This window comes from Dactylosporangium sp. CS-033363 (assembly GCF_050942475.1).
Lineage (GTDB): Bacteria > Actinomycetota > Actinomycetes > Mycobacteriales > Micromonosporaceae > Dactylosporangium.
This window is the reverse complement of sequence record NZ_CP192032.1, coordinates 3,187,836-3,213,634: the sequence shown is the minus strand read 5'-3', so window position 1 is coordinate 3,213,634 and position 25,799 is coordinate 3,187,836. Positions and strand designations below refer to the sequence as shown.

Annotated in this window: 27 protein-coding genes; 11 read left to right on the top strand and 16 right to left on the bottom strand. The window is 73.0% G+C overall.

Features of this window, described 5'->3' with window-relative positions; translation table 11 throughout:
* Nucleotides 1–103 precede the first annotated feature (103 nt).
* From ACQPZ4_RS14905 to ACQPZ4_RS14880, 6 genes are all read right to left on the bottom strand, one after another.
* The gene (locus ACQPZ4_RS14905; protein ID WP_433060595.1) at nt 104–1,303 is read right to left on the bottom strand and encodes an FAD-dependent oxidoreductase; all 1,200 of its coding nucleotides are present in this window, start codon (nt 1,301–1,303) and stop codon (nt 104–106) included.
* Nucleotides 1,304–1,366: 63 nt separating this feature from the next.
* Nucleotides 1,367–1,963, bottom strand: a complete 597-nt coding sequence (locus tag ACQPZ4_RS14900; RefSeq protein ID WP_433060592.1) for a PadR family transcriptional regulator — start codon at nt 1,961–1,963, stop codon at nt 1,367–1,369.
* Nucleotides 1,960–2,814, bottom strand: a complete 855-nt coding sequence (locus ACQPZ4_RS14895; RefSeq protein ID WP_433060589.1) for an oxidoreductase — start codon at nt 2,812–2,814, stop codon at nt 1,960–1,962. The genes ACQPZ4_RS14900 and ACQPZ4_RS14895 overlap by 4 nt, the downstream gene beginning before the upstream one ends.
* A gap of 12 nt (nt 2,815–2,826) precedes the next feature.
* Nucleotides 2,827–3,708, bottom strand: coding sequence for a hypothetical protein (locus ACQPZ4_RS14890; RefSeq protein WP_433060587.1), 882 nt, complete (start codon nt 3,706–3,708; stop codon nt 2,827–2,829).
* Nucleotides 3,705–3,917: a hypothetical protein gene (locus ACQPZ4_RS14885; protein WP_433060584.1), complete on the bottom strand. Its 213-nt coding sequence runs from the start codon at nt 3,915–3,917 to the stop codon at nt 3,705–3,707. The genes ACQPZ4_RS14890 and ACQPZ4_RS14885 overlap by 4 nt, the downstream gene beginning before the upstream one ends.
* Nucleotides 3,914–5,008, bottom strand: coding sequence for an SPFH domain-containing protein (locus ACQPZ4_RS14880; protein ID WP_433060581.1), 1,095 nt, complete (start codon nt 5,006–5,008; stop codon nt 3,914–3,916). Before ACQPZ4_RS14880 ends, ACQPZ4_RS14885 begins: the two co-directional genes overlap by 4 nt.
* Before the next feature lie 76 nt (nt 5,009–5,084).
* Here ACQPZ4_RS14880 and ACQPZ4_RS14875 point away from each other — a divergent pair, with 76 nt between their 5' ends.
* On the top strand, nt 5,085–5,765 hold the full coding sequence (locus ACQPZ4_RS14875; RefSeq protein ID WP_433060578.1) for an NUDIX hydrolase: 681 nt from the start codon (nt 5,085–5,087) through the stop codon (nt 5,763–5,765).
* Between the two features lie 587 nt (nt 5,766–6,352).
* Here ACQPZ4_RS14875 and ACQPZ4_RS14870 read toward each other — a convergent pair.
* Nucleotides 6,353–7,051, bottom strand: a complete 699-nt coding sequence (locus ACQPZ4_RS14870; RefSeq protein WP_433060575.1) for a hypothetical protein — start codon at nt 7,049–7,051, stop codon at nt 6,353–6,355.
* Nucleotides 7,052–7,268: 217 nt separating this feature from the next.
* Nucleotides 7,269–8,036, bottom strand: coding sequence for an SDR family NAD(P)-dependent oxidoreductase (locus ACQPZ4_RS14865; RefSeq protein ID WP_433060572.1), 768 nt, complete (start codon nt 8,034–8,036; stop codon nt 7,269–7,271).
* A gap of 70 nt (nt 8,037–8,106) precedes the next feature.
* On the opposite strand from ACQPZ4_RS14865, the gene ACQPZ4_RS14860 reads away from it, so the two are divergent.
* Nucleotides 8,107–8,613 carry a MarR family winged helix-turn-helix transcriptional regulator gene (locus tag ACQPZ4_RS14860; RefSeq protein ID WP_433060569.1) on the top strand — a complete coding sequence of 169 codons (507 nt, stop codon included), beginning with the start codon at nt 8,107–8,109 and terminating at the stop codon, nt 8,611–8,613.
* Between the two features lie 453 nt (nt 8,614–9,066).
* Nucleotides 9,067–9,636, top strand: coding sequence for a hypothetical protein (locus tag ACQPZ4_RS14855; RefSeq protein ID WP_433060566.1), 570 nt, complete (start codon nt 9,067–9,069; stop codon nt 9,634–9,636).
* On the opposite strand, the gene ACQPZ4_RS14850 is transcribed toward ACQPZ4_RS14855, so the two are convergent.
* On the bottom strand, nt 9,623–9,811 hold the full coding sequence (locus ACQPZ4_RS14850) for a hypothetical protein (RefSeq protein WP_433060563.1): 189 nt from the start codon (nt 9,809–9,811) through the stop codon (nt 9,623–9,625). The two genes, ACQPZ4_RS14855 and ACQPZ4_RS14850, sit on opposite strands and share 14 nt — an antisense overlap.
* Nucleotides 9,812–9,900: 89 nt before the next feature.
* On the opposite strand from ACQPZ4_RS14850, the gene ACQPZ4_RS14845 reads away from it, so the two are divergent.
* A complete protein-coding gene (locus tag ACQPZ4_RS14845; RefSeq protein ID WP_433060560.1) occupies nt 9,901–10,347 on the top strand; it encodes a MarR family winged helix-turn-helix transcriptional regulator in 447 nt (148 codons plus the stop codon).
* A gap of 17 nt (nt 10,348–10,364) precedes the next feature.
* Here the strand turns inward: ACQPZ4_RS14845 and ACQPZ4_RS14840 are convergent, their stop codons facing one another.
* Complete coding sequence (locus ACQPZ4_RS14840; RefSeq protein ID WP_433066528.1) at nt 10,365–11,612, bottom strand: FAD-dependent oxidoreductase; 1,248 nt, start codon at nt 11,610–11,612, stop codon at nt 10,365–10,367.
* Nucleotides 11,613–11,724: 112 nt separating this feature from the next.
* On the opposite strand from ACQPZ4_RS14840, the gene ACQPZ4_RS14835 reads away from it, so the two are divergent.
* On the top strand, nt 11,725–12,180 hold the full coding sequence (locus ACQPZ4_RS14835) for a MarR family winged helix-turn-helix transcriptional regulator (RefSeq protein WP_433060557.1): 456 nt from the start codon (nt 11,725–11,727) through the stop codon (nt 12,178–12,180).
* Here ACQPZ4_RS14835 and ACQPZ4_RS14830 read toward each other — a convergent pair.
* Entirely contained in the window at nt 12,167–12,730 is a 564-nt protein-coding gene (locus tag ACQPZ4_RS14830) for a YbhB/YbcL family Raf kinase inhibitor-like protein (protein ID WP_433060554.1), read from the bottom strand. The two genes, ACQPZ4_RS14835 and ACQPZ4_RS14830, sit on opposite strands and share 14 nt — an antisense overlap.
* 69 nt (nt 12,731–12,799) lie before the next feature.
* On the opposite strand from ACQPZ4_RS14830, the gene ACQPZ4_RS14825 reads away from it, so the two are divergent.
* On the top strand, nt 12,800–13,363 hold the full coding sequence (locus ACQPZ4_RS14825; RefSeq protein WP_433060551.1) for a TetR/AcrR family transcriptional regulator: 564 nt from the start codon (nt 12,800–12,802) through the stop codon (nt 13,361–13,363).
* Here the strand turns inward: ACQPZ4_RS14825 and ACQPZ4_RS14820 are convergent.
* Nucleotides 13,356–13,904 (bottom strand): dihydrofolate reductase family protein, encoded by a 549-nt coding sequence (locus ACQPZ4_RS14820; protein WP_433066526.1) that lies wholly within the window; start codon nt 13,902–13,904, stop codon nt 13,356–13,358. The genes ACQPZ4_RS14825 and ACQPZ4_RS14820 overlap by 8 nt on opposite strands.
* Nucleotides 13,905–13,968: 64 nt before the next feature.
* On the opposite strand from ACQPZ4_RS14820, the gene ACQPZ4_RS14815 reads away from it, so the two are divergent.
* Nucleotides 13,969–15,012, top strand: coding sequence for a serine hydrolase domain-containing protein (locus tag ACQPZ4_RS14815; RefSeq protein WP_433060549.1), 1,044 nt, complete (start codon nt 13,969–13,971; stop codon nt 15,010–15,012).
* Between the two features lie 49 nt (nt 15,013–15,061).
* Nucleotides 15,062–16,909: a transglycosylase domain-containing protein gene (locus ACQPZ4_RS14810; protein ID WP_433060546.1), complete on the top strand. Its 1,848-nt coding sequence runs from the start codon at nt 15,062–15,064 to the stop codon at nt 16,907–16,909.
* Here the strand turns inward: ACQPZ4_RS14810 and ACQPZ4_RS14805 are convergent.
* Genes ACQPZ4_RS14805 through ACQPZ4_RS14790 form a run of 4 tightly spaced genes read right to left on the bottom strand, consistent with a single transcriptional unit; the run spans nt 16,903 to nt 20,112 of the window.
* Nucleotides 16,903–17,679: an SMI1/KNR4 family protein gene (locus ACQPZ4_RS14805; protein ID WP_433060543.1), complete on the bottom strand. Its 777-nt coding sequence runs from the start codon at nt 17,677–17,679 to the stop codon at nt 16,903–16,905. The two genes, ACQPZ4_RS14810 and ACQPZ4_RS14805, sit on opposite strands and share 7 nt — an antisense overlap.
* 13 nt (nt 17,680–17,692) lie before the next feature.
* Nucleotides 17,693–18,424, bottom strand: a complete 732-nt coding sequence (locus ACQPZ4_RS14800; protein ID WP_433060540.1) for a glucose 1-dehydrogenase — start codon at nt 18,422–18,424, stop codon at nt 17,693–17,695.
* Nucleotides 18,424–19,398, bottom strand: a complete 975-nt coding sequence (locus tag ACQPZ4_RS14795; RefSeq protein WP_433060537.1) for a glutathione S-transferase family protein — start codon at nt 19,396–19,398, stop codon at nt 18,424–18,426. The genes ACQPZ4_RS14800 and ACQPZ4_RS14795 overlap by 1 nt, the downstream gene beginning before the upstream one ends.
* Before the next feature lie 12 nt (nt 19,399–19,410).
* Nucleotides 19,411–20,112, bottom strand: a complete 702-nt coding sequence (locus ACQPZ4_RS14790; RefSeq protein ID WP_433060534.1) for an SDR family oxidoreductase — start codon at nt 20,110–20,112, stop codon at nt 19,411–19,413.
* 90 nt (nt 20,113–20,202) lie between these two features.
* Here ACQPZ4_RS14790 and ACQPZ4_RS14785 point away from each other — a divergent pair, with 90 nt between their 5' ends.
* Genes ACQPZ4_RS14785 through ACQPZ4_RS14775 form a run of 3 tightly spaced genes read left to right on the top strand, consistent with a single transcriptional unit; the run spans nt 20,203 to nt 25,767 of the window.
* Nucleotides 20,203–20,766 (top strand): TetR/AcrR family transcriptional regulator, encoded by a 564-nt coding sequence (locus ACQPZ4_RS14785; protein WP_433060532.1) that lies wholly within the window; start codon nt 20,203–20,205, stop codon nt 20,764–20,766.
* Between the two features lie 50 nt (nt 20,767–20,816).
* Nucleotides 20,817–22,067 carry a hypothetical protein gene (locus tag ACQPZ4_RS14780; protein ID WP_433060529.1) on the top strand — a complete coding sequence of 417 codons (1,251 nt, stop codon included), beginning with the start codon at nt 20,817–20,819 and terminating at the stop codon, nt 22,065–22,067.
* Nucleotides 22,060–25,767: an AAA family ATPase gene (locus ACQPZ4_RS14775; protein ID WP_433060526.1), complete on the top strand. Its 3,708-nt coding sequence runs from the start codon at nt 22,060–22,062 to the stop codon at nt 25,765–25,767. The genes ACQPZ4_RS14780 and ACQPZ4_RS14775 overlap by 8 nt, the downstream gene beginning before the upstream one ends.
* Nucleotides 25,768–25,799: the final 32 nt, after the last annotated feature.

Below are 25,799 nucleotides of genomic sequence, written 5' to 3'. Positions count from 1 at the left end.
CAACTCCGTGGGCCGCCGACAGGCGGCCCGAACCATCGGCCGAGGGCACATATGTGGTGACCATCGGGCCGGAGCGAAAAGCCACCGCGGCCCGAACAAAGGGTCAGCGGGAGGCGTCAGCCAAATCCCGGACCGGCGCGTCGAAGTCGATCGGGTAGTCGAACTGCCACGCGAACTTCTCCGGGTCGCCGAAGGCCTTCATCGCGATCGGCATCAGCATGTCCCGCAGCACCCGCCCGATCGGGCCCGCGGCCTTGTCGGCGTTGGTGCGGGAGGCCATCTTGATGATCCGCTCGACGCGCTCGCGGCGCATGCGCTCGTACTCGGTGAAGGCGGCTTGCACGGGCAGGTCGCGCAGGCAGCGGGCCAGCTGTACGGCGCTCTCGATGGCCAGTGACACGCCCTGGCCGGAGCTCGGCGAGGTGGCGTGGGCCGCGTCGCCGAGCAGGACGACGTTGCCGCGGTGCCAGGTCGGGACGCTGGGGATGTCCTCGAGGCCACCGGCGACGACCAGGTCCTCGGGGCGCGTACGGCGGATCATCTCCACCATCGGCGTCCGGTCGTCGCGGGCGGCGTCGGCGATGCGGCGCAGCCATTCCTCGGCCGGGGTGGCTGCGGCCTCGGCGGTGCGCATCGGGGTCGGGTGCGGGAGGTTGGCGAACCAGCCGGCCTCGTCGGGCTCGATCTGGTACCCGAAGAAGGCGCGCTTGCCGAACACCATGTGCATCTTCGGGCCGGTCGGGACGAGTCCGTCGGCGGAGCAGCGGGCGCCGAAGCCGAGCAGGCCGGCGTACCGCGGCGAGGGCGCGTCGGGGTCGATCGCGCCGCGGACCGTGGAGCGGATGCCGTCGGCGCCGATCAAGATGTCGCCGGCGGCGGTGGTGCCGTCGGCGAAGGTGGCGACGGGGCCGTCGAGCGAGACCAGGCGCTTGCCGTGCTCGATGCGGATGCCGCGGCGGGCGGCCTCGTCGTAGAGGGCTTGGTACAGGTCGGAGCGCCAGATCAGCAGCTGCTCGGGGAGGCGGGCGGGGGCCGCGAACTCGGCCAGCTGCTTGCCCGTCCAGCTCTGCATGATCATCGAGCGCATCGGGCGGCCGGCCGCGACGACCGGCTCCTCGGCGCCGATCGCGGCCAGGGCCTGGCGGCCGTTGGGGGCGAGGCCGAGGGCGCCGCCGACGCCGGTCGCCGTGCCGTCGTACGCCTCGTAGACCGTCGCCTCGATGCCGGCCTTCTGCAGGGCCATCGCCGCCACCGGGCCGCCGATGCCGCCGCCGATCACGATCGCGTTGCCGATGCTCGCCATGACAAGTCCCCGCTCTCTCGATTAGTTGATACCAACTATCCGGGAGCGACTAGTCAGTGTCAACTATTCGGGCCGGTATTCCTCGCCGTGCGCGGCCGCCCACATCGGGCCCCAGTCGTCGACCTGCGCGAACAGGTCCTGGACGAAGGCGATCTCGGCGTCGAGGAGGCTGATCCGGTACCGCTCCTCGATCAGGAACAGCGCCGGCACCCCGTCGGCCTCGGAGCTCTCGATCGACCGGTCAGCCTCCGCGCGCAGGTCGGCGAGGCCCTTGAGGCGGTTGCGCAGCAGCGGCACGACCTCGTTGGGGCTCAGCGCGGCGACCATCGACAGCGCGGACACGAACGCCGGGTACTCGTGCTGCGGCTCCCCCACCAGCTCACGCAGCCAGTCCCGCAGCTCCTCCCGGCCGGCGTCGGTGATCTGGTACACCGTGCGCTCCGGGCGCGCGCCGTCCCGGTTGACCTCCTGCTCGGCGACGAAACCGGCCTTGGCCAGCTGCTGCACCACCATGTACAGCGATCCGTGGTTGAACTTGATGCTGCGCGCGTCGCCGTGGTTGCGCAGGGTCTTGCTCAGCTCATAGGGGTGCATCGCCGCGCGGCTCAGATACGACAGCACCGCCAGCGCGAGAAGGTTCCCGACCTGCCGTTTCTTCATGGTGTACCCGCAGTGCCGAGTTCGCTCATCGCCTGTTCGTCGAGCTTGAGGTGCCCCGCCGCCATGTTCTCCTCGAGGTGCTCCAGCGACGCCGTGCCCGGGATCAGCAGCGTGTTGTCGGCGATCGCGAGCACCCACGCCAGCGCGACCTGGGCCGGGGTGGCGTCGAGCCGCTCGGCGACCGCCTTGACCTTGGGGTGCCCGAGCACCCGGGCCCGCCCGAACGCCGCGCCGAGCGGGAAGAACGGCACGAACGCGATCCCGCGCTCCCGGCACAGCTCCAGCACGGGCTGCGAGGCCCGATCGACCAGGTTGAACGGATTCTGCACGCAGACGATCTCGGTCTTGTCGACGGCCTGCCGGAGCTGCTCCACGTCGACGTTGCTCATCCCGATGCCGTCGATGAGCCCCGCGTCGCGTAGGTCGATCATGGCGTCGAGCTGCTCATCCAGTACCGATGGAGCGTCCTTGGCATGCAGCCGCAAGTTGACCGCATGCAGCTTGTCCAACCCAAGTGCCTGAAGGTTTTCCTGGACTCCGGCCCGGAGTTCCTCAGGTCGCTGGGCGGGCAGCCAGCCGCCCTTCTCGTCGCGCTTGGCGCCGACCTTGCTGACGAAGGCGAGCTGCTCCGGGTAGGGGTAGAGTGCGCTGCGCAGGATCTCGTTGGCCACGTCGGGCCCGTAGTACTGCGCCGTGTCGATGTGGTCGACGCCCAGATCGACGGCCCGGCGCACGACGGCGAGCGCCTCGGCCCGGTCCCGGGGCGGCCCGAAGGCACCGCGCCCGGGCAGCTGCATGGCGCCGAACCCGACGCGGTGGACGTTGCGCTTGCCCAGCGGGAAGGTTTTCACCGTCCCAATGTTTCACACGACCAGGTTGAGCCGCCGCTGTGCTACGCCGATGCTCACCCGCTGCCCCCACGCGAGCTCCAGGCGGTCGCTCTCCAGCCCGTCGGCGAACACCACGAGCCGCTCCCCCTCGCAGGCCAGCTCCAGCCGCTCGTCGCCGCCGAGCCGCCCGCTGGTCAGCGTCGCCCCGGTGGCGGGCGAGGGCCAGGCCTCCCGCACGAACCAGCACACCTCGTGCGCGAGCGGCGCCGGCAGCTCTGGCGCCCCGGCCCGCTCCAGCGCGATCGACGAGCACCAACCGGTCGCCCCGGTCCCGGTCCCCACCACGACCCCGGAGGACGACTGCCGTTCGCGATCGCCGTTCTGCGTCGTCACCGTGTACCGCGCGGACTGGTGGCCGACGTGCCCGAAGTACACCTCGTTCAGGCCCAGCAGCTCCTGCCCGTCGTCGAGGCGAGCGGACACCATGGTGCGCTGCTCGGTGTCGCGTTTGGTCAGCAGTCCGCGCAGCGCCTGGGCCGAGTGCCGCACCAGTACCCCGGGATTGCGCCCCGGCTCCGGATCGACCCCGATCACCGGCTGCCCGTCCAGGTACTTGGCCACGTTCGCGACCAGCCCGTCCTGCCCCACGGCGATCACGATGTCCTCCGGCCCGAACAGGAACCGCGGCAGGTCCTCCCGGTCGATGTGCCCGCGCCGCCAGTCCGCGGGGATCGCGGCCCCGGCGGCGGTGAGCGCCGTGTCCAGGGCCGCGTGCCGCTTGGCCACCTCGTCCAGATCCCGCCCGCGCTGGCGCAGGTAGTAGTCGGCGGCCGCGCGGGTGCCGTGCCGGGCGAGGAGCTCGTCGAGCTCACTGCGCCGCGACACGACAACCGCGCGGGGTGCCAGGGTGCTCATGACCGACCGCTCCCGACGAGCGCGCGGTTTGCGCGGGTGCTCGTGGCCGGCCCCGGGCGGTCGCGCACCTCGACGAGCTCTCGCGGCGCCCGGGTGTTGACGACCGGCCCCGGGCGGTCACGCACCTCGACGAGCGCGCTCGTCCCGCTCGCGGCCGGCCCCGGGCGGTCACGCACCTCGGCGAGCGCGCGGCGTGCCTGGGTGCTCATGACCGGCCCAGGCGGTCGAGGAGGCCGGTGAGCATGTCGGGGGTGATGGTGAGCTGGCCGATCTCCGGCAGCTGACCGGCGAGTTCCCGAAGGGCCAGCGCCTGCAGTACCGCCGGCGAGAGGTCCCGGTAGGCCGCCAGCCGAGCCGCCTCCGCGTCGCCCTCCGCGAGCCCGACGGCGCGCACGCCGTCCGCCCGCGCGGCCATTCGCAGCCGGTCCGCCTCGGCCTCGGCGGCGGCCGCGATCCGGCTCCGCTCGGCGTCCGCGGTCGCCGTGATGCCCGACCGCTCCGCCTCCGCCTCGGCCGCGACCTTGGCCCGGTCCGCCTCGGCCTGCGCCGCGACGAGCGCCGCGGCCGCGTCGAGCTCGGCCTGCCGCTGGGCGTTGGCGCCGTGCTGCTCGACCAGCTGCTGCTCCCGCCGGGCCAGCTCGATCTTGTTCTGCAGCTCGTTCTCGGCGATGGCCCGCTCCTGCTCCACGGCCCGCGCCCGGCGTGCGTAGGTGGCCCGGTCGGCCTCCTGCTGTACGGCCTCGCGGGTCGGCGTCTGCAGCGCCCGCTCGAGGTCCGGCTCGGGCCGGATCGCCACCACCCGCGCCGAGACCACGCTCACCCCGGTGTCGGTGAGCCGCGGATCGCTGCCGAGCGCCGCCGACACCGCCTCGCGCACCGGGGCGATCCCGGCCGTGAGCGCCTCGGTCAGCGGCAGCCGCGCGAGCAGGTCGAGCGCCGGCTGCTGGGCCAGCTCGGCGAGCAGCGTCGCCACCTGGTCCAGCGGCTGGGCCCGCCACTGCCCGCCCTTCGGATCGACCGAGAAGTCGAGCCGCTCGGCCGCCGTGGCCGGCGCGCTGATCCGGTACGTGACGGTCGCCTGCACCGTCACGTCCGCGAAGTCACTGGTCCGCGCGTGGAACAGCAACGGCAGTTCACGATCGTCGACGGGTACCTCGCTGAGGACCGCGGTCAACGGCCGGTACCAGAATGATTGTCCGACTCCTTCGTGCTGCACCTTGCCCTTGACGTGGTGCCGCACCCAGCTCGTCGGCGCCCCGCGCAGGTGGCGCAGAAACAGACGCCGTGTCACGTCCGCCATGGCGACCCTCCCCATGAGTTATCGTCATATAGACGATATAAGTCGTCGCCTTTCTCGTCAACGTGGTGATAAATACATGACCTTCGCCGTCACGGTCGACCTGGTGATCCTCACGGTCCGCCAGGACGCCCTGCACGTCCTGCTGATCAGCCGGGCCATCCCGCCCTTCGAGGGCGTCTACGCCCTGCCGGGCGGCTTCGTCCTGGACGCGGAGGACCTGCCGGCGGCCGCGATCCGCGAGCTGCGCGAGGAGACCGCCCTGAGCCCGGCCGAGGCCCACCTGGAGCAGCTGGCCACCTACGGCGCGCCGGACCGCGACCCGCGCGGCCGGGTGGTGACGGTCGCGTACCTGGCCCTGCTGCCGGACGCCCCCTCCCCCTTCGCCGGCAGCGACGCCGCCGAGGCCGCGTGGCTCCCGGTCGACTCCCTGCCGCCACTGGCCTTCGACCACGCCACGATCCTGGCCGACGGCGTCGAACGAGCACGGGCGAAGCTGGAGTACTCGCCGCTGGCCGCCGCCTTCTGCCCCCCGGAGTTCACGATCGCCGAACTCCGCCAGGTCTACGAGGCCGTCTGGTCGGCGAAGCTGGACCCCCGCAACTTCCACCGCAAGGCCACCTCGACCCCCGGCTTCGTGGAACCGACGGGCCGCTCCACCGAGGGCGACCGCGGCCGCCCCGCCCAACTCTTCAAGCGGGGCCCGGCAACGGTCCTGCATCCCCCACTCCTGCGGGCCCTCCCCCCGGCAGCCGTCTGACCCTCCCCCGACCACACGACGTCACTGCCCCGGCGGCGCCTTCCGGCCTTCGTCTCACCCGGCGTGCACTCGCGTCCGCCCGGGCGCCGGTCTCGCCCGGCGGAGTCCTCCCGGCCCCGCTCGGCGGCGCCCCTGACAGCCCCGTCCGCCCGCCGTCCCCGGCGTTCGCCTCATCCGGCGTGCACTCGCGTCCGCCCGGGCGCCGGTCTCGCCCGGCGGAGTTCTCCCGGTCCCGCTCGGCGGCGCCCCTGACAGCCCCGTCCGCCCGCCGTCCCCGGCGTTCGCCTCATCCGGCGTGCACTCGCGTCCGCCCGGGCGCCGGTCTCGCCCGGCGGAGTCCTCCGATCCCGCCCGGCGGCGCCCCTGACAGCCCGTCCGCCCGCCGTCCCCCGGCGTTCGTCTCCCCCGGCGCGCACTCGCGTCCGCCCAGGCGCCGGTCCCGCCCGGCGGAGTCCTCCGGTTCTCGTCTTGTTCGGAGTGCACAGGTCGCGGACTGTTCGGCGGGCGCACCTACCCCTCGGACCGGGGCTCGTCAGCGCGGCGGGTCGCCCACTGGCCTTCGTCTCGTTCGGGTGACCGCCGGCGCCCTACCCTTCCGCCCGGGCTCGTTGGCGCGGCAGCAGGAATCCGGCGGCGATCAGCCAAGCGAGGGCGGTGAAGCGGGCGACCGGCAGCAGGTACGAGGCCCCGTCCACCAGCAGTGCCAGCGTCGACAGCTCCGCGATGCCGGCGATCACCAGTCCCGCCCACGCCAGCCATTTCGGCAGCAGGCGCGCGAGCAGTCCTGGAACTGCGATCCCGGCCAGCAGCAATCCCAGCGGAACCACGTGCGCGACTCCGCCGGCGCCGAAGTTGAGGAACTGCAGGGCCCGGACGAGCGCTGGGTCGTCCTGTACCTCGGTCCGGGACAGGGTCCAGCCGATCAGGCCCGACAGCGCCAGGAAGGCCGAGGCGAGCAGGCCGCCCGCGAGTGCGATGGTCGGGCCCGGCACGCGAATGCCGAGCTGGTGCAGGCGCGCGCTCACGGTTGCCGCGTAGATGGCCAGCGGGATGGCGGCGCCGAACTGGAATGCGCCGCCGATCCTGACCGCGTCGGGATTGTCGCGGAAGTAGGCCACGATGGCCGCGCTGTCTCCGAACGGCGATGGGTACGGGTGGCCGCCGGCCAGTGCGGTGCCGAGCACCAGGCCGACCAGGAACAGTGCCGCGACCACGATGCCGAGGGCGCCCAGGTGGGGGCCGCCCTGCATTCGCCGCCGTGGAGGTGAGGCCGCCGTCGTGGTCATGCGATCACCCGCCGGAGGGCCGCAAGCTGTTGCCCGCCCTGCGTCGGATGCGGGCCGCTCTGCGTCGGGTGGGGTGTGTGCGCGGCCGTGTTGGCGGCCACACGGTCCCCCGCGCCCAAGGCCGGATCACGGGTGGCCGCCGTGGACGTATTGGCGGCCACACGGTCCCCCGCGCCCAGGGCCGGATCACGAAGGGCTGTCGTGGGCGTGTTGGCGGTCATACGATCACCCGGCCGCCGGTGAGGTCCAGCGTCGCGCCGGTGATCCAGGAGGCGGTGTCGGAGGCGAGGTAGAGGACGGCCTCGGCGATGTCGTCGGGTTGGCCGATGCGGCCCAGCGGGAAGTGCTTCACCATCTCGGCGAACTGTTGCTCGGTCATGTTGGCGTGCATGCGGTCGTTGAAGACCGCCGACGGGGCAAGGCAGTTGACGCGGATGCCGTGCCGGCCCACCTCGCTGGCCAGGTGCTTGCTGAACATCACCACGCCCGCCTTGGCTGAGGCGTAGGCGATGCTGGCCAGGCCCGCCTGGCGGCCGGCGGTGGAGGACATCGTGATGATGACGCCGGTGCGGCGGTCGATCATGCCTGGCAGGACCTCGCTCACGGCCAGGAAGACCGAGGTCAGGTCGGACTCGATGGTGGCGCGCCACTGGGCGGCGCCCAGGTCGGCGGTCGGGACGGGGCGGCCCTGGCCACCGGCGAACGGGGCCAGGATGTCGATCGGGCCGAGAGTGCGCTCGACGTCCTCGCGGATGCGGTGCACGGTCGCGGCGTCGGTGACGTCGCCGATTGCGGCCAGGGCGGTGCCGCCGGCCTCGGTGATCTCGGCTACGACCCCGTCGACGGCGGCCTCGTCGCGGCCGTTGACGGCGACGCGGGCGCCGTTGGCGGCCAGCGCGCGGCAGGTGGCGGCGCCGATGCCGCGCGAGCTTCCGGTGACGAGCGCGACCTTGCCCGCCAGGTCTGGATGGCTGGTGAACGACATGTGGGCACTCCTTTCAGTTGGCTGAATAGTTCAGTGGAGTGAATCGTTCCCTGTGGTGTACGATAACCCCATGACCGGCGGCGAGCAACCCAGGCGACCACGAGGAGCGGCGTTTCTCCTCTCCCAACTCGGGGCGCACGCGTCGGAGTTGTTCGCCGATCGGGTGCAGCAGATCGGCCTCTCGCCGGCCGAGGTCGGGCTGCTGCGGATGATCAATGGGCAACCGGGGCGGAGCCAGCAGTCGGTCGCCGTGGACCTGGGCGTGGTGCCCAGCCGGGTCGTGGTGCTCATCGACAACCTCAACCACAAGGGGCTGGTGGAGCGGCGGCCGGGGAGTACGGATCGGCGGCATCATGAGCTGTATCTGACGGTGGACGGCGAGCGGATCATGATGGATATGCGGGCCATCGCCACCGAGCATGACGATGAGATTCTTGCGGGGCTTGAGCCGGAGGAGCGGCGGCAGCTGACTGGGTTGCTGCAGCGGATCGCGGATCAGCAGGGGCTTACGCCGGGGGTGCATCCGGGGTATCGGATGCAGGCGGGGAGGCGGAAGTCGATCTCGCAGGGGAAGTAGTGGGCGGTTGCTCGGGGGGGGGGGGGGGGGGGGGGGCCGGGGGCCGGGAAGTAAAAGACCAGCCAACAGACAAGGCCGTCGGGCACGCCAGGAAGTAAAAAGACCAGCCGACAGACCTGGCCGTCGGGCACGCCAGGAAGTAAAAGACCCACCCACCAGACCAGGCCGTCGGGCACGCCAGGAGGTAAAGGACCAGCCGACAGACCTGGCCGTCGGGCACGCCAGGAAGTAAAGAGACCCACCCCACCAGACCAGGCCGTCGGGCACGCCAGAGGAAACAGATCGGCGGCACGCGATAGAGGTGCCGTCAGGAGAGCTGGCATCGACATGAGCGGTCGCGGCGGAGCGGTGCGATGTGGCTCACGTGGTGAGTGTCAGGTGCGGGAAGTGTCGAAAAGCCATCGGTCCCGGGGCAGTGACGAGGCTGGTTCCCGGCGACTACGGTCTACGGGCATGAGCTCCCCGCATGAGGTCGAGGCCGCGCCGTTGAGCACGCCGTCGGCTGGGCCCTCGACGGCTGGGCTGGGTAGCCGGGTTGTGGCGCTCATCGGGGCTATCGCCGCGCTCATTGCGCTTGCGCTGCCCTGGGCTCGGGAGGACAACACCGTCACCGTTGAGACGGACTATGGGACTACGGCCACGCTGCTGCAGCGCGGTGGGGATGTCTGGAACGGGTGGGCGCTGCACGGGGCCAGCCGGCTCGATGGGCATCGGCCCGTCACCGTGGCCATGGCGATGCTCATCATCACCGCCACCGTCGTGCTTGTCGGGGCGGCCTGGGCGGCGTTTGAGCGGCCGCGAGCCATTTGGGTCGCGCCGACCATGGCGGCCGTGGCCATCCTGACGCTCATTGTCAGTATCCCCGGGCTTGATGACGTGGCCGGGCGGTTCGGGGCCGGGCATGTGACGACCGTGGAGTTCGGGCTCCTGGTGTGGCGCGTCGGGCTCGCCGTGGTCGCCGTTGGAGCGGCCCGGCTCGCGCTGCTGCAAGAGACCGGGCGGCGGAGAATCAGGAGCGAGTAGCGCGCCGCTCCGCTGCTGCGCGTTTCTGGTTTTCGCGCATCTGCTTGTACTGGTTCTGGGCCTGCGGGCTCCAGCCCTGGATCGCCCCCTCCACCGTGGCCGGGCCGAAGATCCGGAAGAAGAAGGTGCCCATGCGGTCCTTCTTCGCAGCGTCGCGGTGCTTGAAGCCGAACACGTGCGCAGCCCTCCTTGGTGTGGCAATGATTGGTGTACCAACCATTGGTAGTATGACAGTGGCACGGTCGTGAGGGAAGGGCGTATGCGGTGACCCGGGACGCAGAGATCGCTGATCCGCTGGCGTTGGAGCATCAGGTCTGCTTCGCGCTCGCGGTGGCCTCGCGCAACGTCATTGCGCTCTATCGGCCGTTGTTGGAGCCGATGGGGCTGACGCACCCGCAGTACCTGGTGATGCTGGCACTGTGGGGGCGTTCACCGCTCTCCGTGAAGGACCTCAGCGGACTGCTGCAGCTCGACCCCGGGACCCTGTCGCCGCTGTTGAAGCGGCTCGAGGCCGGCGGGCTGATCAACCGGGGGCGGGCCGAGCACGACGAGCGGGTGCTGGAGGTCACGCTCACCGCGAAGGGCAAGAGCCTGCGCGCCGAGGCCGAGAAGATTCCGCCGGCCATCTTCGACAAGCTCGGGATGCCCATGGACGAGCTGCTGCAGCTGCACGCCGCGCTGACCAGGGTCATCGCAAGAACGAGCGAATAAGGGCGAACAACAAAAAACTAGCCCCGCACCTCGTACAGCTCCGCCTCGAAACGGCGCTTCAAGAAGGGGATCCGGTCGGTCGCGCGGAGAAATGTGCGCTGCGCGGCCAGCGCCACGCGCCCCTCAGCAAGGCTGCTCTGCTTCTTCGAGGCCTCGACCGCCGCGAAGCCGTACGCCAGCATCTCCCGCTCATAGTCGCCCACCGCCGCCGGCAGCGGCCGCCCGCTCGTCAGCGCCAGCACCAGATTGTGCGCGTCGCGCAGCGCGGTGTTCGCGCCCACGCCCTGGCCCGGCGTCATCGTGTGGATCGCGTCGCCCAGCAGCGTGACGTTGTCGGTCGCCCACGGTTCGACGCGCACCGAGGTCCGGATGTTGATCGGGAAACAGGTGCTGGGGTCGGTCAGCGCGAACAGCCGGTGCAGCCGTTCATCCCAGCGCGGCGTGAGCGCGGTGACCAGCCGGACGAGATCGGCCCCCGAGCGCTGCATGACGTCGGCCGGAAGCTTGTCCGTCGAGGCCCAGAAGCCCCAGTTCAGGTAGTCCCGCGTATTGTCGAACAGCAGCCCGGGCCAGGCCGCCAGCAGCTCCCGGTCGTTGCCGCCGGCACCGTCCTTGAGCGCGCCGTCGGCCCACGGGAACTCCATCCAGTGCAGGATGCAGGCCATCCCCCGCGGCGCGAGGACCAGGCCGATGCCGGGGAACACCCCTTCAGGCATGAGCGAAGTGCTTTCCGGCGTCATCGGTACCTTCGCCGCCACCGCGATGATGCCCGCATCCTCGAGCCGGGCGTGCGGGAGCCGCTGCCCGCGCACCGGTGAGTTGACGCCGTCGGCTCCGACCAGCAGGTCGCCGGTGTCGCTCGTACCGTCCGCGAAGTGCGCCGTGACCCGCCCGTCGGGCTCGTGGGAGTACCGGATGAAGGTCTTGTCGAAATGCAGCACGTCCTCCATCCCGGTGAAGAGCACCTGCCGCAGCGTCATGCGGCTCACGGACTTCTCGTCGTTGACGTCGTCCGTCGGCTCACGCAGCGTGACGGTCAGCGTGCGGCGCAGGTGCTCGTCCAGGAACACGAAGCGCTCGGGGGGCTTGGCGCAGGTGGCGACGAACGTGCGGTACAAGTCGGGGGGCAGGCAGGCCTTCAGCGCGCGTGATCCGTGCGGGTCGATGCCGACGCGGTAGCCGTGCAGGCCGGAGCGGCGGGTCCGGTCGCGCTCGTAGACGACCACGTCGATGCCGGCCCGGCGCAGGCCGTGGGCCAGGCACATGCCGCCGGTGCCCGCGCCGATGACGATGACCTTCACGTGAAGTTACCTCGCAAGTCTAGTCGCTAGAATTTCTAGTAACTTAGCGTACGAGTGATCCGGTAGCATCGCAAGGGTGAGTTCGGAGGAGCTGATCGGCGCGTTCGGCCGGGCGATGCAGGAGTACCAGCGGGCGGTCGACGTGCTCGACCAGCGCGCCGCCGACCGGCTGGGGATCAACCGGACCGACATGCGCTGCCTGGAACTGCTGTTCGGCGCCGAGGAGAAGTCGCCGGGCGAACTCGCCACGGCGGCCGGCATGACGACCGGCGGGGTGACGACGGCGATCGACCGCCTGGAACGCGCCGGGTACGTGACCCGCGAGCGGGATGCGAGCGACCGCCGCCGCGTGACGGTGCGCCCGACCCCGCTCGCCGAGCGGTCGGTGTTCGAGATCTACGGCCCGGTCGTCGAGCAGGGCCGCGCGATCCTGGCGCGCTTCGACGACACGGTGCTGGCCGGGATGATCGAGGTCCTGGAGCAGGCGACCCGCCAGCACAACGAGCACTCGGCCGCGATCACGCGCGCCTGACGCCCTCCAGGCACCCTGCCGCCAGGACGTGCCCTTGCAACGTCGCGACCAGGGCGTCCGGGCCGCTCGCGGGCTCGGCCGGCCGGTCCAGCGCGAGGACGTGGAACCGGTAGTGGTGCGGGCCGTGCCCGGGCAGCGGCCGCGGCCCGACGTACGCGGTGCGCCCCCGGTCGTCGGGCACGAAGGTGACGTAGGGAACCCCGGCGCTCAGGTCGCCCTCGCGCAGCCGCTCGACCGAGGCGTCGAGCAGCGCGATCGTGTGAATCCCCGGCCGCGCGGTGGGAACGTCGATGTCCTCGATGAGCAGCAGCAGGGATCTGGTGCCGGCCGGAGTGCCGGCCCATTCCAGCGGCGGCGAGACATTGGCGCCGATCCAGCGGCCGCAGTACTGCGCGGGAATCGTGCCGCCGTGCGCGAACGCGGGCGACGTGACGGTGATGGCCGGCAGTTCCAAACCGGCGAGGGAGCGTACGAGGCTCAGGCGTTCATCGCCCCGCCGGGAGCGGAACGCCCAGCCCAGCGGGGTCAGCAGGAGTTCGGGCAACGACATGCCGCAAACGTTAACATGAACCGGACCTCCGGTTCCTGTTACGCACGGCACGCTAGGATCGAGCACGCCATGACCGGGACCGAACGACCGCTGCGCGCCGACGCCCGCCGCAACCGCGAGAAGATCATGGCCTCCGCCGCCGAGCTGTTCGCGCGGCTCGGCACCGAGGCCCAGATGGATCAGATCGCTGAGCACAGCGGCCTCGGGCTGGGCACCCTGTACCGGCACTTCCCCACCAAGGACGCGCTGCTGGCCGCCATCGTCGGCAAGCGGTTCGAGGACCTGGCCGGCCTCGCGCTGGAGGCCGAGCGGATCGCCGACCCGGGCGAGGCGTTCGAGACCCTGTTGCGCCGGTACCTGGAATCCGCCGAGGGCGACGCCGCCTTCCAGCTCGCCGTCCTGGACAGCGGGCGCGGCGGTCTGCAGAAGGCCCCGGTCGCACACAAGGGCGAGTTCCGCGCGATCCTGGGCCGCATCATCGAGCGGGCCATCGCGGCCGGGGCGGTGCGCGCCGACCTGACCGTCGCCGACTTCCCGGTCATCGCCGGCGGGGTCATGGCCACGATGTACTACCAGCCCGGCGACTGGCGCCGCCACCTCGACCTGGTCCTGGACGGCATCCGGGTCACCTGAGCACCTTGTAGTACAGGTGCGTGACGCCGGTGCCGGGGATGATCTCGGGGTCGGACAGGCGGGCCGAGACGCCGGTGAACCACGGGATGCCGCGACCCAGCAGCACCGGCGCCAGCGCGACCCGGATCTCGTCGAGCAGGCCCAGCTCCAGGCACTGCCGGGCGATCGACGCGCTGGCCACGCCGACCCACTTCGCCGGGCCGGCCAGCTCGCGGGCCGCGGCGATGGCCTCCGCGACGCCGTCGACGAACGAAAACGGCGCATCCACAAGAGAACCCGGGGCCGGGCGGTGCGAGACGACCACGACCGGGACGCCCATCGGGTGCGCGCCGTTCCAGCCGTTGGTGATGTCGAACAGGCGGCGGCCGCAGACCAGGGCGCCGAGATGCTCGAAGCCCGAGCGCAGGTGCCGGGCGCTGTTCTCCGAGACCGAGAACGGCGGGATGCTGACGGGGCCGTTGAAGTACCAGCCGAACAGCTCGTCGCAGCGGTCGTCCGGGTCGGCGATGAAGCCGTCGAGGGACATGGTCATGTCGGCGATCACGATGCTCATGCCGGATATAACGCCGCGCGGGAGGAGAACTCATCGGTGTACCGTCCGCGGCGTGAACGGTACCGTCGCCAAGGGTTTCGAACCCGTCGCCGAAGCTTTCCGGACGCTGCTCGAGGACGGGCGCGAGACCGGGGCCTCGGTCGCCGCCTACGTCGGCGGCGAGCTGGTCGTCGACCTGTGGGGCGGGTGGGCCGGGCCCGGAACGCCGTGGCAGGCCGACACGCTCGCGACCGTGTTCTCGGCCGGCAAGCCGGTGGCCGCGCTCGCCGTGCTCAAGCGGGTCGCGGACGGGCTGATCGGGCTCGACGAACCCGTCCAGAGCTACTGGCCGGCGTTCCAGCACGAGGGCGGCACCGTCCGGCACGCGCTCGCCCACCAACTGGGGCTGCCCGCCGTCGCCGAGCCGCTCACCGCCGCGGAGGGGCTGGACTGGGCGCGGTGCACCGGGGCGATCTTCGGCTCGCCGCTGGAGTGGGAGCCGGGGACGGCCGTGGGTGAGCACGCGCTGACGTACGGGAACATTCTCGGCGCCGTCCTGCGCGGGGCGACCGGCGAGACCGTCGGCGACGTGGTGCGCGGGTTCGGGCTCGACGTGCACTTCGGGGTGCCCATCGGCGAGCGGGGGCGCTGCGCCGAGCTGGAGCACGCGACGCCGGACTGGCCGCGGGAGGCGGTGTCCGGGCACGGCGAGCTGTGGGCCCGCGCGCTGGGCAACCCGGCCGGGCTGCTCGACCTCGCCGTGCTCAACGGCGACGCGTGGCGCGGCGGGGAGCTGCCCGCCGTGAACCTGCACGCCACCGCCCGCGGACTGGCCGGGGTGTACCACGCGCTCCCCCGCCTGCTGCCGCCCGAGCTGCTCGCCGAGGCCCTCGCGCCGCAGGCCGTCGGCGTCGACCGGCTGCTCGAGGAGGACGCGGTCTGGACGCTGGGCTTCCGCCGCGACGAGGACTGGGTCGGGATGGGCGGGATCGGCGGCTCCTCGGCCGGCGGGCGGCTCGACGACCCGGACGGGTACCGGATGGCCTATGTGACCCGCCGGCTGGCCGACCACGAGCGCGGCAACCTGATCTACGACACCCTCGAGGCCTGTCTGTAATACTTCGACCGCGTACGATGCGTCCGTCCAAGGGGGAGGACCGACGCACATGAACCGGAAACGTGTACTCGCCGGCGCCGCGGTCATTGTGGTGCTGCTCGGCGGGGCGGCCGCGGCGGCCGGGATCTACGCCGGCAACGTGACCGTGCCCGAGCTGCCGGAGCCGGGCGGGTCGACCGAGATCCTGTACTCCGACGGCACGCTCATGGCCCGCACCGGCCAGGACGACCAGGTGCCGATCGACACGAGCCGCCTGCCCGGATACGTCGCCGATGCGGTGATCGCGGCGCAGGATCCCGGTTTCCGGGACAGCCACTGGTTCGGGCGGCCGACCGGGATCAGCATCCAGTACACGCGAAGGCTTGAACCGAGTGCGGACAAGGCGCGGCTCGCGGTGATCGCGAGCCGGCTGGAGAGCCGCCACGGCAAGGACGTCATCCTCGACCGGTACCTGAACACCGTCTACTTCGGACGCTACGCCTACGGCATCGAGGCGGCCTCCCAGGCGTACTACGACAAGCCGGCCGCGACCCTCTCGCCGGGCGAGGCGGTGGTGCTCGCCGCGCAGCTGGACGCGCCCGGCACCGCCGACTACGACCCGACCGTGCACGCCGACGCGGCCAAGCGGCGGTTCGAGGAGATCCGCGGGCGGATGACCGGCGGCCTGACCGGCGTGGTGTTCCCCGAGGGCACCACCCGCCCGCTCGCCGACACGGAGAAGCGGCGCGCGGCGCTGCGCCCGACCGGCCCGGCCGGCCTGATCCGCACCCGGGTGCTGGCCGAGTTCGACGCGCTGAAACTGCCCGCGGCCGGCGCCCGGATCACCACCACGATCGACCCGAAGCTGCAGACCTCGCTGCTCGGCGCGGTCGGCGCCGCGATGACCGGCCAGGCGGGCAGCATGCAGGCGGCGGCGGTCGCGGTCCAGCCGGGGACGGGGCGGATTCTCGCGTACTACGGCGGCGAGAACGCCACCGGCCTGGACTACGCCGGCCTGCAGCACCCGCCGGGCAACACGTTCGCGCCGGTCACCGTGGCCGCGGCGCTGAAGGCCGGCATCTCGCTGCAGTCGAAGTGGCAGGCCCCGGCCGAGGGCGAGTTCCCGGCCCTGGGCCGCACGATCAAGAACGGCAACCCGATCCGGGACACCCGCAAATGCCCCGGCGGCAAGCCCTCCTGCACGCTGCTCGACGCGCAGCGCGACGGGCTCAAGGTGCCCCTGTTCGCGGTGACCCAGAAAGCAGGGCCCGCTTCGGTACTGGACATGGCGCGCTCGCTCGGCGTCGGCACCATGTGGACCGTGCTGAAGGACGGCGCGCCCAAGGCGGTCGCGCTCGACCAGCCCGGGGATCGGCTGTACCCGCAGTACTTCCAGGCCGAGGCGGGCCTCGGCCAGTACCCGGTGCCGCTGCTCGACCAGGCCAACACGATGGCCACCCTGGCCGCGGACGGGCGGCGGGCCAAGCCGCACCTGATCGCGCAGGTGACCTTCGGCAGCCGGACCACCTACCGCGCCACCGACCAGGTGGAGGCGGGCGTCGACGAGTCCATCGCCCGCAACGTGGCCTGGGCGCTCACCCAGCAGCCGGCCGGGAGACTCGCCGACGGCCGCCAGACGGCGCTCGCGGTCGGCGACTGGCCGTACGGCAAGGATCTGACCAAGACCTCGAACGCGGCCGCGGCCGGGTTCGCGCCGCAGATCGCGGTCGCCGTGTGGGTCGGCAACAAGGCCGAGGAGCGGCCGCTGGTGGACCGCTCCGGAGCCGCGGTCACCGGTACCGGCCTGCCCGCCGCGATCTACCGCCAGTTCGTCGGGGCCGCGCTGGGTACCGCGCGCACCACCATCGACCAGCCCCAGCTCATCGGCGACCCGAAGGCGGGCAACGCCCCTCAGTAGCCGGCCGACTTGAGCGCGGTGCGGACCACGCCGTCCTCGTCGTCGGCGGTCTCCACCACGATCGTGCACCGCGGGTCGGCCGGCAGCCGCAGCGCCGTCTCGGTGGTGACCACCACCTGGCGCCCCTCGCGGTGGAAGCCCGCGGGCACCCGGTTCTCGCCGAGCCAGACCTGCGCCCCGCCGGCGAGGCGGGCGTGCAGCTGGCGGTACCCGTGGGCCCACTCCCCCAGGTCCACGAACGCGCAGCCGAGCTCCTCCCCCAGCGCGGCCGCCAGCTCGTCGAGCCCGACGCCGGCCCGCACCCGCAGCGCCGACGCCTCGGCCTCGTCGACCAGCCCGGCCAGGAACATGTCGAAGTCACCCGCGACCGGGCTGACCGACTCCCCGTCCACGTCGACGTAGACCACGGCCGGCTCGCCGTCCGGCCCGCACTCGCGGTAGTCCCAGCACAGGTCCCAGTGCCCGCCGCCGTCGAACGGAATCAGCCGGGCGGCCCCGTCCGGCACCCACATGTCGTCGTCCTCGACCGGCGGGCGCCACCAGGCCCCGTCGAGCGTGATGCTCGGAACGTGCGGCCCGATGCCGGACAGCCCCTCGTGCGGCAGCCCGGGCCAGGTCGCCCGCAGGTACCCGCCGTTCTGCACGGCCAGCATGGCCAGGTACGCCGCGGGGAGCCGCACCCCGAGCTGCTCCTCGGCCGCCCGCACCGCCCCCTCGGTCAGCGGCGGCTGCACGAACGGCAGATACGCGGGCACGCTCCACAACACCATGGGCCCATTTTCGTTACAGGCCGCCGGCGACGCGCAAGGTGGTGCCGGTGGCGTAGGAGGCGGCCGGGCTCAGCAGCCAGGCGATGGCCTCGGCGATCTCCTCCGGGGTGCCGAGGCGGCCGACCGGGATGCGGGACACGACGTTGGCGGCGCGGTCCGGGTCGCCGGTCTGCTCGTGGATCTCGGTGTGGACGAAGCCCGGGGCCACGCCGTTGACGCGGATGCCGTCGGCGGCCAGTTCCTTGGCCAGGCCCAAGGTCAGGGCGTCGACCGCGGCCTTGCTCGCCGCGTAGTGGATGTAGTTGCCGGGGCTGCCCAGGGTGGCCGCGGTCGAGGAGACGTTGACGATCGCGCCGCCCGTGGTCATCACGCGGGCGGCCTGGCGGGCGCACAGGAAGGCGCCGATCACGTTGACGTCCATGACCCGGCGCAGCTCGGCGGCGTCCAGGTCGGCCAGGCGGCCCAGCGCCGAGGCGATGCCGGCGTTGTTGACCAGGCCGGTGACCGGGCCGAGGCGCTGCGCCGCCGCGCCGAACAGGGCGATGACGTCGTCCTCGGACACCGTGTCGGCGCGCACGGTGATCGCCTCGGAACCCGCGGCGCGCACGGCGTCGGCGACTTTTTCGGCGGCGTGGGCGTTGCTGCGGTACCCGATGGCGAGGCGATGCCCCTCGCGCGCCAGCCGCACGCAGGTGGCCGCGCCGATGCCCCGGCTGCCGCCGGTCACCACGGTGACGGGGGCCATCAGCGGTCGGCCGGCGCGGTCGGAGGGGTGCCGTCGCCGAAGGGGCGGCCGCCCAGGGCCTCGCGGCCGTGCGGCGTCTGCCAGCCGGCCAGGTCGGGGCCGGCCGGGACGATGCCGGACGGATTGATGTCGCGGTGGACGACGTAGTAGTGGCGCTTGATGTGCTCGAAGTTCACCGTGTCGCCGAAGCCGGGGGTCTGGAACAGGTCGCGCGCGTAGGCCCACAGCACCGGCAGCTCGGACAGCTTGTGGCGGTTGCACTTGAAGTGGCCGTGGTACACCGGGTCGAAGCGGACCAGCGTGGTGAACAGGCGCACGTCGGCCTCGGTGACGGTGTCGCCGACGAGGTACCGCTGCCGCCGCAACCGCTCCGAGAGCCAGTCGAGGCGGGCGAACAGGCGGTCGTACGCGGCCTCGTAGGCGTCCTGCGAACCGGCGAAGCCCGCGCGGTACACACCGTTGTTCACGTCCTTGAAGACGAGCTCCATGACCTCGTCGAGCTCGTCCCGCAACGGCTCGGGGTAGAGGTCGGGGGCGCCCTCGCGGTGGTGGGCGGTCCACTGGGTGGACAGGTCCAGGGTCAGCGGGGCGTAGTCGTTGGTGACGACCTGGCCCGTGGGGATGTCGACGACCGCCGGGACCGTGATGCCGCGGTCGTAGTCCGGGAAGCGCCGCAGGTAGGCCTCCTGGATGCGCTCGATGCCCAGCACCGGGTCCCGGCCGCCGGGGTCGAGGTCGAACGTCCAGCTGCGGGCGTCGTGCGTGGGTCCGCACACGCCCATGGACAGCACGTCCTCGAGTCCCAGCAGCCGGCGCACGACGATGGCGCGGCTGGCCCACGGGCAGGCCCGGCTCACGACCAGGCGGTAGCGGCCCGGTTCGACCGGCCAGCCGTCCCGCCCGTCGGCCGTGATGCGGTCGTTGATGTACCGCGCGTCCCGCTTGAACTCGCCCTCGGCCCGATATGCGCTCACCGTCCCATTACATCAGCTTCCCGCGGGGACGAGCTGGGGGTAGAGGGCCGCGCCGTCCGACGACAGCGCCGACTTCACGGTGCGGGTGACGTCGTCGGCGAGCACCTCGAACGCGCCCGCCTCGACGCCGTCCAATGCCTCGCGGACCACGTCCTGCGGGGCGACCTTGGGCGCGTCCACATCCGCGGTCATGTCGGTGTCGACGTAGCCGACGTGCAACCCGGTCACCGTGGTGCCCTGCGGCGCGAGCTCCAGCCGGAACGCGTTGGTCGCCTGCCACACGGCGGCCTTGGTGGCGCTGTACGAGGTGCCGTACGACACCCAGCTCAGCACCGAGTGGACGTTGAGGATGCGGCCGCCGCCGCCGGCCCCGAGGATCGGCGCGAAGGCGCGGGTCACGAGGATGGTGCCGTAGAAGTTGGTCTCGAACTCCTGCCGGATCGCATCCAGGTCGCCGTTCAGCACGCTCGCGCGGGCCGAGACGCCGGCGTTGTTGATCAGCACGGTGACGTCGGTGGCGATGGCGGCGGCGCGGCGTACCGACTCGGGGTCGGTCACGTCGAGCTGCAGCGGGATCGCGCCCGGCGTGCGCACCGACTCGGGGTTGCGGGCCGCCGCGTAGACCTTCCGCGCGCCGCGGGCGAGCGCCTCCTCCACGAACGCCTTGCCCAGCCCTCGGTTCCCGCCGGTGACCAGCACGACCTCGTTGTTCATGGCTCACACCTTCCGACTCCGGAAACCGATCGGTTTCTCGTGTAGCCCCACCGTAGAACGATCGGTTTCCGGTTGGGTAGACTTCGCCGTGTGACCTCCATCGCCACCCCGCGCGAGCGGCTGCTGAAGACGGCGGCCGAGCTCTTCTACGCCGAGGGCGCGGCCGCGGTCGGCGTCGAGCGGCTGTGCAAGGCCGCCGGCGTGTCGAAGCGGTCGATGTACCAGCTGTTCACCACCAAGGACGAGGTGATCGCCGAGAGCCTGCGCGCCTACGGCCCGGCGACGGTCGCCGCGTACTTCCCCGGCACGTCGGTCGACATGCCCCCGCGCGAGCGCATCCTGCACGTGTTCGCCCGGCTGGAGGAGCAGGCCGGCACCGAGTCCTTCCACGGCTGCCCGTTCGTCAACACCGCGGTCGAGCTGCACGACCCCGCCCACGAGGCGGCGGGAGTCGCCCTCACCTTCAAGAAGCGCCTGGAGTCGTACTTCCAGGAGCACGCGACCGCCCTCGGCGCGACCGACCCCGGGCTCGTGGCGGCCCAGCTCACGATGCTCTTCGACGGGGCCGCGGTGCGGGCGGTGATGCGGGCCGAACCCCTCGGCGGCCTCGCCCTGCGCACGGCTTCGGGGATCTTGGACCACGCCGTACCCTGATTTGCGCATCCAGGTAGCAGGCGGGGTGAACCCGCTCTACGTTGGTCATCGTGGAATCGGTCGATGTGCTGATCGTCACGGCGCTCCCGGAGGAGTTCGCCGCCGCCAAGGAGGTCGCCACCGCCACCGGGCCGGACGGGCCCGGGGTGCGGCGGTGGCAGGAACACGCCGGCGACGAGCGCGCGCCGTACGTCGCCGGCGAGTACGTGACCGCCGCCGGACGGAGCTTCACCGTCGCCCTGGCCCGCCCGCCGCGGATGGGCGGCCGGACCACCGCGCCGATGGTCACCACGCTGACCGACCGGCTGCGCCCGACCTGCCTGGCCATGTGCGGGGTGTGCGCCGGCAACCCGGCCGAGACCGCGCACGGGGACGTCGTGGTGGCCGAGGCGGTGTACGAGTACGACGAGGGACTGCAGACCGAGGACGGCTTCCTCGGCGACCACCGGCAGTACCCGCAGGACACCCGCTGGGTGCGCCGGGCCCAGGAGCTCGACCCGGCCACGCTGCCCAGCCACGGCCCGGCGACCGGGGCCGAGGCGGGCACCTGGTTCCTGGAGCGGCTGCACCTCGGGCAGAACCCGCGCACCCACATCGCCCGCCGCCGGTACTTCCCGACCGGCACCTGGCACACCCGCCTCGAACCGCTCGCCGCCGACGGGCTGATCGCGTTCGACAACGACAGCGCCGGGTGGACCCTGACGGACAAGGGCACGCAGGAGATCCGCCGCCGGCTCGCCGACGACGTGGACGGGCCCAAGACCCTCCCGCTCGCCGTGGTGACCGGCCCGATCGCCAGCGGCAGCGCCGTCGTCACCGAGTCCGGGATCTGGGACCGGCTCAAGGCGATGGGCGTGCGGCGGGTCGCGGCCCTGGAGATGGAGGCGGCCACCGTCGTCACCGTCGCCCACGAGCGGGCGGTGCCGCACTGGCTGGTCGCCAAGGGCGTGATGGACCGGGCGGACCGGCACAAGGACGACCGGTACCGGCTCTTCGCCGCCCGCGCCTCCGCCGAGGTGCTGTTCCGGCTCCTCGAGGAGCTGGTCCCGGTCCGGCCCGCACCGCTTCCGGGGAAGCTCAAGCTCCAGGTGGTACGGCAGCTGACGTTCGACTGGCTCGATCTGGCCGACGTGGTGGGGGTACCGCCGCATGCTCGGGCTCGTTTTCCGCACGGCGACGAGCCGCGGGGGCTGTGGGAGTGGCTGGAGAGCCGCGACCGGCTGGGCGAGCTGCCGGATGCGCTGACCGCCATCGGCCGCGCCGACCTCGCCGAGCTGATCCGGACCGGCGGCGTTGCCTGAGCCGGGCGCCGAGCGCCCGAAGGTGGCGTTCGTACGGCGGCTCGGACCCGGCTGGGTGGACCTCGCGGACCTCGCCGGGGTGCCGCCGCACGAGCGGGCCCGGTTCCCGCACGGCGACGAGCCGCGGGCGCTCTGGGAGTGGCTGGAGGCGCGCGGGCGGCTCGGCGAACTGGCCCCGGCGCTGCGCGAGCTCGACCGCGACGACCTGGCCGACCTGGTCGAGGTGGCCGAGGAGCCTCCGCCGCTCGACGTGCCGGAGCCGCTGCCCGACCGGGAGCCCGGCCCGTGGGCGCTCGCGGCCGACGACGACCTCCAGGCGCACTGGCTGCCGCGGGCGCGCGGGGCCGACCCGGATGCGGGCGGCGCGGCGTGGAACTTCTCCGGCCGCGAGGCCGCCGTGGCCCGCATCGCGATCCACCTGACCGCCCCGGATGCGCCCCGGGCCCCGCTGGTCGTGCTCGGCGAGCCCGGCTGCGGCAAGTCGGCGCTGCTCGCCCACGTCCTGGTGCTGGCCGATCCGGCGCTTCGCGAGGACATGCCGCCGCGGTACCGCACCCCGCTCACCGAGGCCCTCGCCGGCGCGGTCGACCTGGCGATCCGGGCCACCGGCAAGACCCTGCCCGAGGTCATCGCGGCCGTGGCCCGGGCCGCCGGCTCGGGCGCCACCGACGCGGCCCGCCTGGTGACCGCGGTGCACGCGCGCCCCGGCGGCCTGCGGATCGTCGTCGACGCCCTGGACGAGGCCGACCCGGCCCACATCAAGCCGATCGCGCTGCTGCTGCGCCGGCTCAGCCTCGACCCCGACGGCCACGGCACCCGCGTGGTGGTCAGCGTCCGGCGCGCGCCCGACGGCAGCGGCCTGGCCGAGGTCGTCCGGCTCTCCCTGCGGGCCGGCCCGGCCACGACCCTCGACGCCGACCGCGCTCCGTTTCTCGTGTACGGCGATGTCGTCGCCTACGTCCAGCGCCGGCTCGAGGGCAGCGGCGACCGGCCGACCCCGTACACCGGCCGGGACACCGCCGGCCGGGTCGCCCGCGCCGTGGTGACCCGCGCGGGCGGGAACTTCCTCGTCGCCCAGCTCGCCAGCCGCAACCTCGCCGACGGGCCGGAGCCGGTGGACACGGGCGAGCGGCGCTGGTGGGCCGAGTTCCCGGTCGACGTGGAGAGCGCGATGGACCAGTACCTGGCCCGCTTCGGCGGCACCGCCGAGCTAGTCCGCGAGCTGCTCACCCCGCTCGCGTTCGCGTTCGGCGACGGGCTGCCGGACAACGACGTGTGGGTGGTGGCCGCGACCGCGCTGAGCGGCGGCCGGCACACGTACCGCCGGCACGACCTCGCCCACGTGCTCGAACGCGCGGCCACGTACCTCGTCGCGCACGCCCGGCCCGGCGGGTGGACGTACCGGCTGTTCCACGACGCGCTCGCGCAGTACCTGCGGCACCGCTGCCCGAGCGCGGCCCCCGAGCGCGCCCTGGTCCGCGCCTGGCGGGCGAACCGCGCCGACTGGGCCGGCGCCGACCGGTACCTGCTCACGTACCTGTCCCGGCATGCGGCGGCCGGCGCCGAGCTCGACGACCTGCTGCTCGACCCGCTGTTCGTGGCGAGCGCGGAGCCCGCCAACCTGACCGTGGCGCTGGGCCAGGTCCGCACCGACGACGGCCGGCGCATCGCCCGCGTGTACCGCCAGATCCCCGCCACCGCCGCCGCCGACCCGGCCGAGCGGGCCGCCTACCTCGCCCTCAGCGCGCAGCGGTTCGCCGAGGACGGCCTGCGCGACGCGTACCTCACCTGCGGCCTCGACCTGCCCTGGTCGGTGCTCGGCGGGGTGGGCCGCCCGCCGGACGAGCACGACGTGGTGCTGTGGCTGGAGGACGCCACCACGGCGGTGACCCTGCTGCCGGCCGCGGACGGCGCCGTCTACGTCGTGGCCGGCGACCGGGCCGGCCGCCTGCGCATCCACGAGCTCGCCGACGGCGTCGCCTTCCCCGCCCCGGACGTCGACGCCCACCGGGCCCGGGTCACGGCGCTTTCCGGCCGGGCCCGCCCCGACGGGCTGCACCTGCTGGTGAGCGCGGCCCAGGACGGCGAGGTCCGGCTCTGGCAGGCCGACGCGGGCCTGGTCTCCCCGGCCGGCGAGCACCGGCCCGGCGAGCACGCGATCGTCGCCGCCGCCGTGGCCTGGGCCCCGGACGGCGCACTGGTGGCCACCGGCGACACCCAGGGCGGCGTGGTGCTGCTGCGGTTCGCCGACGACGGTTCGGCGCAACTCGTCGCCGAGGCCACGGTGGAGGACGTGCGGCACGTGGCCGTGCACTCCCCCGGCGGTACCGCCCCGCTGGTCGTGGCGGCCACCTCGACCGGCGTCGGCGTGCTGCTGACGCCGGACGGCGAGGGCGGCTTCGAGAAGGTCGACCTGAAGCTGAGCCGCTGGTCGCTCACGGCCCTGGACGTCGACGACCGCCTCGGCGCGATCGTGTTCGGCACCGGCGGCCGCGAGGTGCACCTCTTCGACCCGCCGGCGGGCCCGCTCGGCACCATCCCGGACGCCTCCGCCTCCGGCATCTCCGCGCTCGGCGCCATCCCCGCGGACGGCCTGCTGATCGGCGACTATGACGGCGGGGTGCAGTACTGGACCTTCGACACCGACGGCGGCCTGAGCCGCAGGCGCGTGGGCCGCCCGCACCAGGACGAGGTGCTCGCGCTCGCCCTCGGCCGCGAACCGACCGGCCCCCGCGCGGTGAGCGCCGGCCGCGACCGCAAGGTGGCCACCTGGGACCCGTTCGCCGGCGACACCGACGGCGGCGAGCACACCCGCGACCCCGACCTGGTGGGCATCTCCCCCGGCCCGGACGCGGTGACCATGCTGATGCTGGAGGGCGCCGACACCGAGCTCTGGCACCTGCGCGAGGGCCGCGAGCTGGACCTCGTCGCCCAGTCGGCCGACGACGGCGGCGTCCCCGTGACCGGCACCGTCGACGGCGAGGGCGTGATCCGCCGCTACCGCAGCGACCTCGACACGCGCGCGACGGGCTCGCGGCGGCCGATCAGGCTGCAGCCGTACCGTGGCATCGCCCTGGACCGCATCGAGGGCACCCTCACCACCCTGGCCCTGCGCGCCGACGGCGGCCTGGACGTGTACTCCGGCGACGACTACGGCACCCCGGCCGCCCGCATCGCCACGGGCGTCGTCCAGCCGGTCTCCCTCTCGCTGGGCCGCCTGGGCGACGGCGAACCGGTCGTGGGCTGCGGCGACCCGGACGGCAACGTCCGCCTGGTCCGCTGGCGCGACCTCACCGACTGGTCCCAGGTCCCGGCCTGGCCCCTGTGCGGCCCCGACCCGCGCACGGCGGTGGCGCCGGACGAGTACGGCCGCAGCGTTCTGCTGACCGGCGACGGGACGGGCCTGCTGGCGCTGTGGTGGCTGACCGGCTCCGCCCCCGGAGCGGCGGGCCCGGCGGTGCGCCACCATGCCGCCCCGATCACCGCGGTAGCCCTGGTCCACGGCGCCGGCGGCCTCCTCGCCGCGGCCGGCGACCGCAACGGCCTGCTCACCCTGTCGCCCGTCGGCCCGTGGGGCCTGGCCACCGCCCCGAGACACCGCGCCATGCTGGGCTCGGCCGTGCTGGCCATCGCCCCCATCGCCCCCTCGGAACTCCTGGTCTGGTGCCGCTCCGGCGCCGTGATCATCTCGTGGACATGACCTCCGCCGCCATCGACAGGCCCGCCGCCTTG

Bases quoted from the DNA above. Each gene is read 5' to 3' on its own strand.
- ACQPZ4_RS14905 (WP_433060595.1), bottom strand. From the start codon at position 1,303: ATGGCGAGCATCGGCAACGCGATCGTGATCGGCGGCGGCATCGGCGGC.
- ACQPZ4_RS14900 (WP_433060592.1), bottom strand. From the start codon at position 1,963: ATGAAGAAACGGCAGGTCGGGAACCTTCTCGCGCTGGCGGTGCTGTCG.
- ACQPZ4_RS14890 (WP_433060587.1), bottom strand. From the start codon at position 3,708: ATGAGCACCCTGGCACCCCGCGCGGTTGTCGTGTCGCGGCGCAGTGAG.
- ACQPZ4_RS14885 (WP_433060584.1), bottom strand. From the start codon at position 3,917: ATGAGCACCCAGGCACGCCGCGCGCTCGCCGAGGTGCGTGACCGCCCG.
- ACQPZ4_RS14880 (WP_433060581.1), bottom strand. From the start codon at position 5,008: ATGGCGGACGTGACACGGCGTCTGTTTCTGCGCCACCTGCGCGGGGCG.
- ACQPZ4_RS14875 (WP_433060578.1), top strand. From the start codon at position 5,085: ATGACCTTCGCCGTCACGGTCGACCTGGTGATCCTCACGGTCCGCCAG.
- ACQPZ4_RS14870 (WP_433060575.1), bottom strand. From the start codon at position 7,051: ATGACCACGACGGCGGCCTCACCTCCACGGCGGCGAATGCAGGGCGGC.
- ACQPZ4_RS14865 (WP_433060572.1), bottom strand. From the start codon at position 8,036: ATGTCGTTCACCAGCCATCCAGACCTGGCGGGCAAGGTCGCGCTCGTC.
- ACQPZ4_RS14860 (WP_433060569.1), top strand. From the start codon at position 8,107: ATGACCGGCGGCGAGCAACCCAGGCGACCACGAGGAGCGGCGTTTCTC.
- ACQPZ4_RS14855 (WP_433060566.1), top strand. From the start codon at position 9,067: ATGAGCTCCCCGCATGAGGTCGAGGCCGCGCCGTTGAGCACGCCGTCG.
- ACQPZ4_RS14840 (WP_433066528.1), bottom strand. From the start codon at position 11,612: ATGTGCCTGGCCCACGGCCTGCGCCGGGCCGGCATCGACGTGGTCGTC.
- ACQPZ4_RS14830 (WP_433060554.1), bottom strand. From the start codon at position 12,730: ATGTCGTTGCCCGAACTCCTGCTGACCCCGCTGGGCTGGGCGTTCCGC.
- ACQPZ4_RS14825 (WP_433060551.1), top strand. From the start codon at position 12,800: ATGACCGGGACCGAACGACCGCTGCGCGCCGACGCCCGCCGCAACCGC.
- ACQPZ4_RS14810 (WP_433060546.1), top strand. From the start codon at position 15,062: ATGAACCGGAAACGTGTACTCGCCGGCGCCGCGGTCATTGTGGTGCTG.
- ACQPZ4_RS14805 (WP_433060543.1), bottom strand. From the start codon at position 17,679: ATGGTGTTGTGGAGCGTGCCCGCGTATCTGCCGTTCGTGCAGCCGCCG.
- ACQPZ4_RS14800 (WP_433060540.1), bottom strand. From the start codon at position 18,424: ATGGCCCCCGTCACCGTGGTGACCGGCGGCAGCCGGGGCATCGGCGCG.
- ACQPZ4_RS14790 (WP_433060534.1), bottom strand. From the start codon at position 20,112: ATGAACAACGAGGTCGTGCTGGTCACCGGCGGGAACCGAGGGCTGGGC.